General features: G+C 37.0%; 11 protein-coding genes. 6 read left to right on the forward strand and 5 right to left on the reverse strand.

The features are described 5' to 3' along the window. Window positions 1–334: 334 nt before the first annotated feature. From tatC to IC621_RS25600, 3 genes are all read right to left on the reverse strand, one after another. Complete coding sequence (gene tatC, locus IC621_RS25590; RefSeq protein ID WP_191162823.1) at window positions 335–1069, reverse strand: twin-arginine translocase subunit TatC; 735 nt, start codon at window positions 1067–1069, stop codon at window positions 335–337. 165 nt (window positions 1070–1234) lie between these two features. After that, a complete protein-coding gene (gene tatA / locus IC621_RS25595) occupies window positions 1235–1435 on the reverse strand; it encodes a twin-arginine translocase TatA/TatE family subunit (RefSeq protein ID WP_191162825.1) in 201 nt (66 codons plus the stop codon). Between the two features lie 175 nt (window positions 1436–1610). Beyond that, window positions 1611–3242 (reverse strand): PhoX family protein, encoded by a 1632-nt coding sequence (locus IC621_RS25600; protein WP_191162827.1) that lies wholly within the window; start codon window positions 3240–3242, stop codon window positions 1611–1613. Between the two features lie 391 nt (window positions 3243–3633). On the opposite strand from IC621_RS25600, the gene IC621_RS25605 reads away from it, so the two are divergent. The 6 genes from IC621_RS25605 (at window position 3634) to IC621_RS25630 (ending at window position 10762) form a co-directional block, all read left to right on the forward strand. Beyond that, window positions 3634–4323 (forward strand): response regulator transcription factor, encoded by a 690-nt coding sequence (locus IC621_RS25605; RefSeq protein WP_191162829.1) that lies wholly within the window; start codon window positions 3634–3636, stop codon window positions 4321–4323. 3 nt (window positions 4324–4326) lie between these two features. Next, the gene (locus IC621_RS25610) at window positions 4327–5682 is read left to right on the forward strand and encodes a sensor histidine kinase (RefSeq protein ID WP_191162831.1); all 1356 of its coding nucleotides are present in this window, start codon (window positions 4327–4329) and stop codon (window positions 5680–5682) included. A gap of 77 nt (window positions 5683–5759) precedes the next feature. After that, window positions 5760–6494, forward strand: a complete 735-nt coding sequence (locus IC621_RS25615) for a PepSY domain-containing protein (protein ID WP_191162833.1) — start codon at window positions 5760–5762, stop codon at window positions 6492–6494. Window positions 6495–7143: 649 nt separating this feature from the next. Next, window positions 7144–7713, forward strand: coding sequence for a PepSY domain-containing protein (locus IC621_RS25620; protein WP_191162834.1), 570 nt, complete (start codon window positions 7144–7146; stop codon window positions 7711–7713). A 395-nt stretch (window positions 7714–8108) separates the two neighbouring features. Beyond that, entirely contained in the window at window positions 8109–9305 is a 1197-nt protein-coding gene (locus tag IC621_RS25625; RefSeq protein ID WP_191162836.1) for a glycerate kinase family protein, read from the forward strand. Further along, a complete protein-coding gene (locus IC621_RS25630; protein WP_191162838.1) occupies window positions 9302–10762 on the forward strand; it encodes an SLC13 family permease in 1461 nt (486 codons plus the stop codon). Before IC621_RS25625 ends, IC621_RS25630 begins: the two co-directional genes overlap by 4 nt. Window positions 10763–10884: 122 nt before the next feature. On the opposite strand, the gene IC621_RS25635 is transcribed toward IC621_RS25630, so the two are convergent. Both IC621_RS25635 and mreC read right to left on the reverse strand, forming a co-directional pair. After that, window positions 10885–12117 carry a S1C family serine protease gene (locus IC621_RS25635; RefSeq protein ID WP_191162839.1) on the reverse strand — a complete coding sequence of 411 codons (1233 nt, stop codon included), beginning with the start codon at window positions 12115–12117 and terminating at the stop codon, window positions 10885–10887. Between the two features lie 430 nt (window positions 12118–12547). Beyond that, window positions 12548–13345 carry a rod shape-determining protein MreC gene (gene mreC, locus IC621_RS25640; RefSeq protein WP_191162842.1) on the reverse strand — a complete coding sequence of 266 codons (798 nt, stop codon included), beginning with the start codon at window positions 13343–13345 and terminating at the stop codon, window positions 12548–12550. Window positions 13346–13590: the final 245 nt, after the last annotated feature.

A 13590-nucleotide genomic window follows, 5' to 3' on the forward strand; every position in this document is an offset into this window, starting at 1 on the left:
GAATTTAAAAAAGATGACCCCTGTTCAATACAGAGATCATCTTCTTAAAGCTGCCTAGGCTTTTTTTAAATGTCCTTTACAAAGGGTACATTTTATTTGCATCTCTAAGCCTTTTTTATTGTGTTGTAAAATTTATGAGTTTTGCTATGTGATTAGGTTTGTGATTTGCCGTTTTGCACCTCACAAGTAAACCCGTTATTCGTTTGACGAATCGCTCTGTATTTTTAAAAAGATTTTTATTAACATGGTTTCCTCGTTATCTAGGGCTTCTGGGGTCTTTTAGTGTTTGCCCGAGGCAATTCCAATCATTCTAAGCTTTCCGTTCCTACATTAGTTAACTAACAGACGATTGAGCCATTTCTTCTTTGGCTAGCTTTTTCCGATAAACAATCGTTGAAAGCGTAATACTTAGTTCAAATAGCATAACTAATGTGACTAATACAAGAATATCAGAAATTAAATCAGGCGGAGTTAAAAGGACTGATATAACAGTTAATACAAAATAGCTTATTTTTCTAGATTTTTTAATAGTTCTTGGGTTAATGATCCCTAAAGCTGTAAGAAAAAGAACAATAACTGGCATTTCAAATAATAACCCGAAAGGGACTGTCATTTGGAACAAGAAGGAGAAATATTTCTCAGTTGTATAAAACATTTGAAATTGTCCATCTGATAAACCTTGTAAGAAATGTAAAACAGTTGGAAAGATTATTAAATATCCAAAACCTATTCCAATAAGAAAAAGAAGAAATAAACAAGGAATAAGTGTAAATGTAGCTTTTCTCTCTTTCTCCCCTAAAGCCGGCAAAACAAACCGCCATATTTGATAGGCAGCAACAGGAACTGTAAAAGCTAAGGAACAGACAGCGGCTATCTTGAAGTAGACCCACAATATATCTGTTGGTCCAAGTAAAGCCAGCGCTGTTTCCAGGTCCTTCACTAAGAAATGATAAATTTCCTCAACAAACAAAAAGCTTATAATGAAAAAACACAGGAAGCATCCTCCTACTATCATAATTCTTGTCCGCAGCTCAGATAGATGTCCCACTAAATCCATTTCTTTATCCATGCTTTCACCTCTTTCTAAATGTTAATGTCCTAAGGTGGGAATTGATGAAATCGATGAAAAAGCCGATTTCTTATTCAGGCTCACCACCTCTACCCTTAAAACGTTATCGTACTTAAACTTTCTCACTTTATAATAAAGAAGAAAGAGGTCTTTGCCTCTTTCCTGTTATGATTTATTTTGTGAATTATCGATCTTTTCTGAATTATCGTTCTTGTCTGATGACATTAAATCTTTTGTTGCATTTTTAAATTCTTTTAACGTGTTACCAACGGCTCTCCCTATCTCCGGAAGCTTTGAAGGTCCAAAGACAATAAGTGCAATGACTAAAATTAGAATTAATCCTGGTATTCCAATATTAAATGGCATATGATCACCACCTTCTCTAAAATTATATTTTGGCATTATATCGCAAGCTTAGTTTTAAAGTGTAACAAAATCTTTCACTTCGTGAATCATGTTTTTCTTTAGATAGGAGAATTGAAGCAATCGGCAATTTGCCGATTGCCTTAATTTAATAGTCCCTTATCCCTTGGAAATGTACCTATTTTTTAAACCCCGTAATCACGACAACCGCAGGTCTTGGCATATGATCACCAGGACGATGAGGCCACATGCTTGAAGGGGAAGACAAGCTTTCTGATTCTTCACCAGGGTGTTGTATTGACAGGAATAGAGCTGATTCATCTGGTGTAAAGGAAGGTCCTGTTAATTCTGCTTCTACTGGTGCTGAAGCAAACTGATATGCATTGCCCTCATCCTTACCATCAGTCGGAATAACAAACATTCCATTATTGCCAAATGGCTCCCAAACTTTTTGATTTAATTTGCTTGATGAAATATCAGTCACTGTCCAAAGATTTCCATCCTCATCAAATGTTAGGTTATCAGGTGCACTAAATCCGCTTTGAATTCCGCCTGCGGCAAAAATCGCAAATTGGAATTCCAATGAGCCGTGGTCTTCATCCTTTTCATAAAAGCGAGTAATATGCCCATGTATATTTCCATGATTATCATTATTTGTATGCGCAATAAAAATCGTAGAATCGAACGGGCTGATTTCAACATCCTCTGGACGATCCGTAGGTGTTCCCCCGATTAGAAGAGCTGCTTCATGGCAATTTACAAGAATGTCCCCCTGAGATTGGAACTTTGCTAATAGTTCCTTATCATCCCCTGCTGCTTCACGGACTGCATCAACCGTTAACGGAAGCCATTCTCCTTCAGAAAAATTAGCTACATAAAGTGTTCCCTCTTCTAATAATTTGGAGTTCCCTTTGCCTGCATATTTGTCATACTTTCCTTTACTTATAAATTTATAGACACATGCATCTTTTTTATCGTCTCCCATATACACGACTACTCGTCCGTCTTTCGCAAGCCCCATGCACGTATTTTCGTGGTTAAAACGGCCGAGATAAGTATGCTTTCGGACTTTAAACGAGTCATCAAACGGATCCACCTCGACAACCCATCCATAATGAGTAGGATCGAGCTTAGCTGCTTCAGAAGTAGTTTCATAATTTTCTTCACATGTTAACAGTGTGTTCCATAATGTTTTTCCGCCAGAGCAGTTTGCAAATGTACCTTGAACGCGCTTCGCTCCATTGACGGCATTAGAACCTCTTGCCGGGCCAGTTAAAGCAATAGGTGTCAACCCTGTTACACGTCTAGCGTATTTTGAGCTAGTATCCAATTTCCAGGTTCCCTTTTCCTTGTATACCTCAATAATGGACCCGCCTTGATTGTAAAGGATTGTTTTGATTTGCTGCTTTGAATAATCACCATCTATTTGTTTACCAAAAACAAATTTATCATCTACATACTCATGATTAACCCATAAAAGTCCGCGGTTTTTATCGTCTTCCATTTGAAAAAATAAAGTAAAATCATTATTAAAACCGAAAGTATCACCATCTAGATTAATCTTGTCTCCATACGCTGCTACAACATCGTATTTATATCCTTTTGGCAGGACTAGATCATCTTTATCAGTCGGTTCGATCGGTTGAAATTTTAAAGGGCCTTTTTTAGGTTTCTTTTTCTTAGAATGATGAAATTCTTTTCCTTGGACACGATCCATTACTCCATCAATTCCTGTACTTGCAGCAGCCAAAGCTACTGTGCCAGTGCCTAAATAGGTGAGAAATTTTTTACGATCCATCTTGATAGTCATTAATACCACCCCTTCTTTTTCTTTCAACTCCATTCTAATTTTCAAATATCAATCACGTATAAAGAAATTGTAAATTTTGTCGAATTTATTAGATTTAGGTCAATTTTACTGCTTTCAATGTCACGTTTCTTCATTTTTTACGGCAATAAATAGGGGGTAATTAGCTCAAAAAAGACTTTATTACTAGATTTGTTAGATAATTTAATAGAGCGGCATCATCTGAATTGTAAATTTTTTATTTTTCTGTAAAGAAGTTTTACATTACTATTAAAAATAAAGACAATCCGAAAGAAGGATACTTGAACGTACATGGTTTTTTCTCTTCAACAATAGAAAATTTAATGAGTAAATACTATGATTAAGATAGGTTAATAATGAACGGAGGAACAAAATGAGTTCAGAGAAAATACTAATTATTGAAGATGAAAAAAAAATTGCCCGGCTTATTCAATTGGAATTAGAACATGAAGGGTATGAAACAGATGCTGCCTGGACTGGCACAGAGGGTTTGGAGAAATTTAAATCAACAAAATGGGACTTGGTATTACTTGATGTAATGCTTCCCGGACTCAGCGGTATGGAAGTATTGAGAAGAATCCGAGCTTTAGGAAATTATACTCCTATCATTCTATTAACCGCACGCGACTCATTGCCTGATAAAGTAAGCGGACTAGATTTAGGGGCAAACGATTATATGACTAAACCTTTTGAAATTGAGGAGCTGCTTGCCAGAATACGGGCGTGCTTACGGATGAACCAATTTTATGCAGATAAGCAAGATGACGAGCTTCATTTTTTAGGGGAATTAACCGTTAATGAAAAAACGCGGGAAGTATTAAGAGATTCACAGCCCATCGAACTAACACCAAGAGAATTTGACTTGTTAGTCTATCTCCTTCAACATAAAAATCAAGTATTGAACAGAGAACAAATTTTATCAAAAGTATGGGGATTCGATTATTACGGGGATACGAATATTGTAGATGTCTATATTCGATATTTACGAAAAAAAATCGATTCTTCCTTCTCATCTCCATACATTCATACGATTCGTGGAGTAGGATACACGATGAAGGAGTAGTTTATGAACATAAAAAACCGTATTACTCTTTTTTCAACCGTTTGGATGCTGATTATTCTTCTCATCACAAATGGCAGTATTTATTTTTTATTTCAGAAGAATATGACGGACAATGCGCTTGAGCGGATGGAAACACAAATGGATAACATTATAGAAGGGATAAACTTTTCAAAAGCTAATGTAGATATCAAACAATTATTAAACGCTTATCTTCCTGCAAACTCGATGATACGTATTATTTCAAAAGAGGATCAAAAAATCCATTCTTATACCAAGGATGAAAAACTAGAGAAACTGGATATAAAATATCGAGAAAACCAACATACTGAAGTAAAGCAAAGCAATGGCACTATATATACTGTTGCCCAGCATCCAATTATCTGGACAAACGGAGAGGTTGTTTCTCTTGTGTTAACAGAAGAACAATCCTCCATTCAAAATACAATGAGAATATTAAGGGTCGTACTAATTGCAGCTACACTTGTCATCTTAATCCCTTCTTTTATTGGAGGAAGAATATTAAGTAATCTCATTGTTAATCCGATAGGCTCCATGATTAAAACAATGGAAGAGATTCAAAATCGCGGGACCTTCAAGAGAATCTCCATCGAGAGCAAAACAAATGATGAATTGAACAAATTGGCGACAACGTTTAATCACATGATTGAATTGCTTGAAACCAACTACAAAAAGCAGGAGCAATTTGTTTCTGATGCTTCCCATGAATTGAAAACACCGTTAACCGTTATTGAAAGCTATGCCCAAATGCTTAAAAGATGGGGAAATAAAAAACCTGAAGTATTGGAAGAAGCTGTAGAGGCTATTCATTCCGAGTCATTAAGAATGAAAGATCTAACAAAGCAAATGCTTCTTTTAGCAAAAGATGAAACTCAGCTTGATCTACAGTATGAGCAAGTCGATCTCATTTCTTTATCAAAAGATGCCGCAAAAAACCTACAAAACGCCTACCAGCGGAAAATCATGGTTCAATCTGATCAACAAGAGTTAACTATTATGGGAGACCCTCTTAAATTAAAGCAGATTCTCTTTATCCTTTTAGATAACGCGATTAAATACAGTGAAAAAGAAATCAAAATCAGCCTGTCTGCAAGCTCAAATAGCGCAACAATTTCTGTAACGGACTACGGCATCGGAATACCTAAGGAAGATCTTGATAAAGTATACGACCGTTTTTTCAGAGTTGACAAGGCGCGCAGCCGTGAAACTGGGGGCTCTGGTTTAGGTCTTTCGATTGCCAAACGAATCATTCACGCCCATCATGGACAAATGGAAATAGTAAGTAAAGAAGGGGTCGGTACTACCGTTACGATAGATTTACCTAGAAGCTTGCAGGACTAAATTCTCATCAAATTTTAATTTTCTTCTTAATATCCTTTAACCAAATTGTGTGAAATTATAGGAAAGGGGGAATTACTTTGAGAAAAAAAGCTTTGTGGATGATAGGAATTGCCGCCCTGGTCCTAGTAATCATTTTTGGAACAAGACAGTTTGTCATTGGAAACAACCATTCCCTTCTTACGGAAGAGAAAATAAATAAGATAGTTAAAGAAAAGTACCCTGGAGAACTTCTTTCTTCGGAGCTTACTAATGCCAAAGGCAGTAAACATTATAAAGTGATTGTCAAGGGAAAAAACGGGACCTATGTGGTTCTGGCAGATGCCAATACAGGCGAAATCCAACAATTGAATCAAGTAGAGAAAAAAGACCCTGCAGAATCCAAACCAGAGGAAAATCTGCTTACAAAAGAAGAAGCTGAAAAAATGGCTTCAAAGGATGGCACTGTAAAATCAACGGAATTTAATAAGGAGAAACAATTATATTCTGTCACTGTTGAAAATGAAAAGACTCAATCTATAATTGAAATAAATGCACGTACAAGAAAAGTTGAAAATAAAAAGGAAATAACAAAAACAGAAGAACAGGCGGAACCTAAAACCCAGATTTCCGAGAAAGAGGCAAAAAATATTGCATTAAAAAAAATGAACGGAACCGTTACTGATATAGAACTTAACGATGATGACGGAGTTCTTGTATATGAGGTTGAAATGGAAACAGATAAAGAAGAAGCCATTATATTTATTAACGCTTTTACAGGGGAGATTGATGGAACTGAGAAGGAAACAAAAGATGATGATGACGATGATGAATAAATAGAATGCTCCTAATTAGAGCATTCTTTTTTATGCCTTTAATTCTGGTAATTTTTAATTACAGCAGGGTTCGCTGTCCAACCCATAAAACTCCATTAAAATCTTCCTTATTTGTAACTCAAATTTCGTTCATTGGAACGGAGAATCACGCATAGAAGTGGGGATTTCGCTCTTTGGCCGGAGATCTCTCATAGAGTACGGGTTTTCGCTCATTGTATCTCAAGTTTCGCGCATAGACATTAGCCAATCGATCATAGAAGTGGGGATTTCGCTCTTTGGCCGGAGATCGCTCAAAGAGTGCGGGTTTTCGCTCATTGTATCTCAAATTTCGCGCATAGACATTAGCCAATCGATCATAGAAGTGGGGATTTCGCTCTTTGGCCGGAGATCGCTCATAGAGTACGGGTTTTCGCTCATTGAATCTCAAGTTTCGCGCATAGACACAAACCAATCGCGCATAGAAATAGGGATTTCGCTCATAGACCGGGGCACACGAGATAATCCCCTCAAAAAAAGTAAAATATGTACACTTCTGTAAATGAGTATTTTTTTTTATATTTCTCATCATTTTCTAATCTTCTCTTCCTTTTCTTTTAATTTACGGTACCTACAATAAGGGTGTAATAAAAATTACAAGGAGGAAGACATAATGAAAGTATTAGCAACAGTCATTACAGGAACAGTACTAGCCGGCGGATTTGCATTGGGTGCTCATGCTTATACGAATAACAACTCATTACCTAAACAAGAAGGTAAGCCTCCAAGTGCTGAGGTAACCGTTGAAAAAGCAAAAGAAATTGCCTTGAATAAAACAAATGGCGGTACAATTAGTGAATTAGAAACAGAAAAAGATGACCGGGCAGCAAAATACGAAATTGAGGTTCATAAGGATGGAAAGGAATTCAGCCTCGATATTCTTAAAGAAAATGGCGAGATTGTGAAGTTTGAAGAGGATGACAGAGATAACAATGACGATGATGACAGAGATGAAGATGATAATGAGGAACAAGTCCAATCCTCTAATGTCAAGGTGTCCTCTGAAGAAGCAGTAAAGATAGCTCTGAAAAAAGTACCTGGTACTGTAAACGAAGTTGAACTTGATGAAGATGACGGTTTCTATGTTTATGAAATCGAAATAGATTCTGACAAGAATGAAAAAGCAGATGTTGACATTAACGCTGAAAATGGAAAAGTAGTAAAAGTAGATTTTGATAATTAATAATAGGAAGATTAGAGGCATTGGTCTAAAACCAATGCTTTTTTTTATGCCAAAAAACCATTTAAAGAGCATAGATAAAAAAAATTAGCCGATTTCCTCTAGCCCCCCTCTAACCTCCCATGCCTAGGGGTGAGAAAGGAGAGGTCAGAATCGAAGCAATCGGGTCGACACCGATTGCCTTCATTCAGAATGTTAAAGGTTCATTTGAAATCAGCTTCCTCGCTGATTTCATCTAATCTCCCTCTGACCTCCCATCTCCAAAATATAGCCCAATTGTATGATTTTTCATTAAAACTTCCTCCTTAGTTTCTAACGATTTTCTAATCTTCTTTTAATGGCTCCTTATAATTGATCATTTATTCTTTTCAGTATAAAGATAAAGGAGTGAAGGGATTATGAAAATTTTGCTTGTTCCCTCAGGATTTAAAGAAAGCTTAGGTGCACAGCAAGTTGCCAACTGTATGAAAAAAGGAATTCTAAATGTATTACCTCACGCGGATATTGTCTCTGTCCCATTGGTGGACGGCGGGGAAGGATTTACTGAAGCGATGGTGAAGTGGACAAATGGCTCTTTACATGATGTAGTTGTAACCGGTCCGATTAATCAAAAAGTAGCAGCATCAATTGGTTTTCTAGGCCATTCAACTGAAAGAACAGCTGTCATCGAAATGGCGGCAGCTGCCGGACTAAAGCTTGTTCCCAGAGCTCAAAGAAATCCTGTAAAAACAACTTCTTTTGGTGTCGGCGAACTCATAAAAGCTGCACTTGACATGGGAGCTGAGCGCATTTTATTAGGCTGCGGGGACTCAGGAATTAATGATGGCGGTATTGGAATGGCCGAGGCTCTAGGTGTTCGCTTTTTTGATAAAAATCTACTGAGAATTGATGCAAAAAAAGGTGCTGCTGTCTTGAAAAAAATATCATCTATCGATATATCTGCTCGAGATGAAAGGCTGGGCAACATTCCTATTGATGTCGCATGCAATTGGCATAATGTTCTTTGTGGATCTAATGGAGTTGCAAGAGTCTTTGGACCACAAAAAGGCGCTACTGAAAGACAAATTTTTGAATTAGAATCAGGTCTTGAGCATTATGCTGCATTGATTAAAGAAGCAGTTGGCTGTTGTGTGAGAAAAATGCCAGGCGGCGGAGCATCTGGAGGCCTTGGAGCAGGGCTGCATGGATTAATCGGAGCGACTCTCCACTCAAGATATGATGTCATTATGAAATACATGGATATTGATGAATATTTACAAGAAACCGATTTAGTTTTTACAGCTGAAGGAAGTATTGACTTTCAAACACCCAGAGGGAAAATTCCAGCTGAGGTAGCTTCAAAAGCAAAAGCTTATGGCAAACCAGTTATTGCTATTGCAGGAACAATTGGAAAAGGGGCCAGTATCAATTACCATCACGGGATTGATGTCTTTACAAGTATTTTGCAATCGCCTTCAAGTTTGGAGCAAGCGATGGAAAAAACAGAAGACTGGGTTATGGAATGCACAGAAGCTTCTATGAGAACCGTATTAGTAGGACTAGAGCTTGCAGCAAGTGTTCCGTTTCCATTCACTAATGGCGGGAAAGTTTCATGAATGTTGAATGGTCCCGGCAAGAAAAAAGAAAAGTTGAACAAAAAGATTCAAAACTTCAGTTTTTTTCATGGATTGCTTCAAATAAAGGAAGGTATTATATCCTATCAGCTTTTTTCCTTTTCCTGCTTATTTTTCCATCAGAGCTAGCAATTGATGGGAGACTGTCCCTTATAACATTTATAGCAGCAACTTATTGTTGGGCAGCTACCTCACTCCCTCCATCGTTTGTCGCAATAGGATCCATTTTAGTTCTAACAGTCACAGGGGCTGCCAGTCAAGAAATGCTTTATTCATCTTTGTCATCTGACGTAATTTGGTTAATGATTGGAGCTTTTATCGTTGGAGCTGCGATGCAAACGACAGGGCTTGCCGGCAGAGCCACTTTTTTTCTAACATCAAAGGCTAATTCTATTAAAGGATTATTTTTTCTATTAGCTTTCATTATTCAGCTTCTTACATTATTTATCCCATCAACCTCTGGACGGGCTTCCGTATTGCTGCCTATTTTTCGAAACTTGTCTAAGGAGATTAATAATGAAAAAGTGATAACAGGGTTATCTCTATTAATTCCGACGATTATTCTTATTGCGACCAGCTCAACCTTAATTGGAGCGAGCTCTCATTTAGTAGCAAATGACTATTTACAATCTTTAGGTTTTGAAAAAATCACCTTTCTCAAATGGATGCTTTGGGGAATTCCATTTACTTTCGTTGCAAGCTTAAGCTCCTGCGCTGTAATCTTAAAATTGTTTCTCGATAAAGAGGCCAGAAAGATCTCATTGAAGGAGATGTTTCGAAAAAGCCAAGTTAATAACGAATTTTCTGTTAAAGAAAAAATGACTTTAATTGTTTTAGGGTTGATGGTTTTATTATGGACGACTGAACATGTACACGGCTTAGACATAGCTACTGTAACTGTGATTGGCGCTTTTCTTTTAGTGCTTCCAGGGATTGGAACAATGTCATGGAAAGATGGTCTGCAGGCTGTTTCGTGGAATCTAATCCTTTTTGTAGGTGCAGCCATCACTCTAGGTGAAGCACTGATTGATTCCGGGGCTGCCGAGTGGATTATAGACTTCATTTTGGCTTTTACAAAAGGTTTTTTATTCAATTCAGAGTTTGTTACTTTACTACTATTAACCGTCATAAGTTTAAGCTCTCACCTATACATTACATCCCATACTATGAGAGCGGTCATTCTTGCGCCACCTCTATTATCCCTGGCTTTAGCAGAAAATCTCAATGTTGTATCCATTGTATTTTTATTAATGGTTGGTATGAATTATTGCTTAACCTTTCCGGTTAGTTCAAAGGCATTACTTATTTATTTTGATGAAAAACGAAGCTTTCAAGCTCAAGACCTTAGAAATTTGAGTAAAGTTCTCTCTGTTGTCTATTTATTGATTATAATTGTTTTTTATTATACTTATTGGCGTTGGACTGGATTGACACTATAAAAGGGCAGGTTATCCTGCCCTTTTTTGACAGGTAAAATTTCAATTAATTCGGTTATTTATTTGCAAAAAATACACATAAAAGCGGTCCAAACATGGAGTTTGGGCCGCTTTCTTCATCGATATTATGCTCCTGTAACATCTTTTTCAGTAAGTTTTAGCGTCACTGTTTGTTCTTTTCCATCCCGATAAAATTTCACCTTTATTTCGTCGCCAACTTTTGTTTTGGTGTATAGATACTTCCTTAAGTCACTAGAATTTTCAATTTCATTGTCATTTAAAGCAACAATAACATCCTTCTCTTGCAGACCTGCCCTATCAGCAGGTGAGCCGCCTGCAAGGTTACCAACGACTACTCCTTTGGTTACTTCTTCAGGGAGCTTTAAGTTATCTCTAACAAAATAACCTGGGACCTCGCTTAAATCAATAAGTCCTACTCCTAAGAAAGGACGTTCTACTTTGCCATTTTCCATTAATTGCTCCACTATAGAAAGAACATCATTACTTGGGATCGAGAAACCCAATCCTTCCACACCGTCCTGGCTTATCTTCAAGCTGTTAATGCCAATTACTTCACCACTCATATTAATTAATGGGCCTCCGCTGTTTCCCGGGTTTATTGCAGCATCTGTTTGAAGAACACTTAATGCCCATTCTCCTTCAGAGGTTTGAATGGTAATTTCTCTATTTGTTCCGCTAATGATTCCTTCTGTTACGGTTCTAGAAAATTCCAAGCCTAAAGGATTTCCAATTGCAATCACATTCTCTCCTGCCCGTAGCTCAGATGAATCTCCAAAGCTTGCCACAGTTGTTACATTCTCGGCACTTATTTTCAATACCGCCATATCTGTTAAGGCATCAGCACCAACAATTTCAGCTTTTACTTTTTCACCATTGGACAGTGTCACTTCAATTTGCTGTGATCCCTCAATTACGTGGTTATTCGTAACGATGAAAGCTTCATTTCCTGATTTTTTAAATATGACTCCTGTTCCTGTTCCAGCTTCTGCAGTATCACCAGATTCTCCTCTGCCAAAAGGATTTGAAGTTTGCTGAAGGTTTGTAATTCCTACAATTGTAGGAGATAGTCTTTCGGCAATATCTGCAATGTTTCCTTTACTCGATACTTCCGTTGTTTTTACATTGCTGTCAGAACTTAGTGCTTCTGATGCCGGCTCTTCTCTTACATTAGCTTGCTGCGGCTCGTTCATATCCTGGTAGGTAGTAAATCCAAGAACAAGCGCTCCCCCTACTACTCCGCTTATGATCGAGGAAAGCACAGTTTTAAAGGTTCCTTTTGATTTCCTTCTATATGTCCGATTCGTTTCATTTTGATCAAATTCATCGTAATATCCCATTCTATCTTCTCCTCTTATAAATATTTTTTTAACTTCAGGATATTTTTAATCATAAGCTTCCTTTAAAATCAGCTATCTAAGAATCTATCCAATATCCTCCAGTTTCTCTTTCGTTGTTACTATAATACCCAATAAATATGACCAAATTATTAACAAACATTGAAAAACTCATGAAAATTGCCAAAACAACTATCTTGTATACCTACAAAAGTAAACTATGTATACAAACTCGCAAGTATGAAGTCAAAAACAGGGAAATCCTTACGTTAAAGAATCTCCTAATTGAAACAATTTAAAATTAGCGGGAATTAATGGCAGCAATTGTCGTACATCTATCTACTGCCGGTTTGTTTAGAATTGGTGTTTATTTCCCCATTTCCTAGTTAAGGAAAATATATTAGAAATAACTGTAACCCTCCAATAATATTACTTACTCCGTTTCTGTCAAAACAATAACAAACTCCATATCATAGAAGTTAGCTTTTGGTTTTACTCTTGCCGTTTTTGTTAAACCGTATGGATCGGATTCTACCTCCATTACTTCCCCTATCGGTATTCCAGGTGGAAACACTTCACTCGAAGGAGAGGTAACCACTTCTTCTCCTGTGGTGATATCTACGTTATTTTTTAACTTCTGAAGTAAAAGAGCCTGATTTTCTTTATCAAAGTCTTGGATTAACCCAAAGGCTTCTTCTTTTCCTTTAATATTTGTTGAGACTAAGCTGGTCCTTTCTGCTGAGGTCAATAATCTTACTTGAGCAATGTTTTCCTCTGCATTGGATACTCTTCCTACTAATCCTTCGGCTGTCATAACTGGGAGACCCTCTTTTATTCCATCATTTGATCCTTTGTTTATTATGATTGATTCATACCATTTGCCTTCGATCCTATCATTTCTTCCGATAACGGTAGAAGCCTCCGGTTTAAATTGTTCATAGTCTTGTAATGCTTGGTTTAAATTGCTAAGTTCTCGATTTTCCTTCTCTACCAGTTTAACATTGGCGGAAATTTGCTCTGAACTAGCGAGCTTCTCCTTGATAATCTCATTTTCCCTATGTACTTGAAAAAGCTCTTCAACATTTGAAAGAAAGGCATTTAACGAGCTGTTTTGATAGAAATCACCAAGAGAATCATTATTTCTCAAGAAATAATATCCTAGTAAACTGCCAAGCAGGGCAATACTAATAATCAATACAAAAAATCTTTTATTATAAATAAGTTGCTTCAATATGAACACCTTCTAATTCTATGCAGATAAAACGAATCTTCCAACAGTGGGGTTTTCTTTATCCCCCACTTTGCTTCATGGTTGGCTGCCCGTTAAATGTGGGATAAAATGATCCTTCTACATAACAAGACGAAAAATAGAAAGAAATGTGAATCAATTTCATAATTCCTTATTCTAAAGAAATAAAGACTTGCAGAATTTGATTTTTAATTACAATTTTTACCTTTATGCTGCCTGCTGTTGAT

The organism is Metabacillus arenae (genome assembly GCF_014773385.1).
In the GTDB taxonomy this organism is placed as follows: domain Bacteria; phylum Bacillota; class Bacilli; order Bacillales; family Bacillaceae; genus Metabacillus_D; species Metabacillus_D arenae.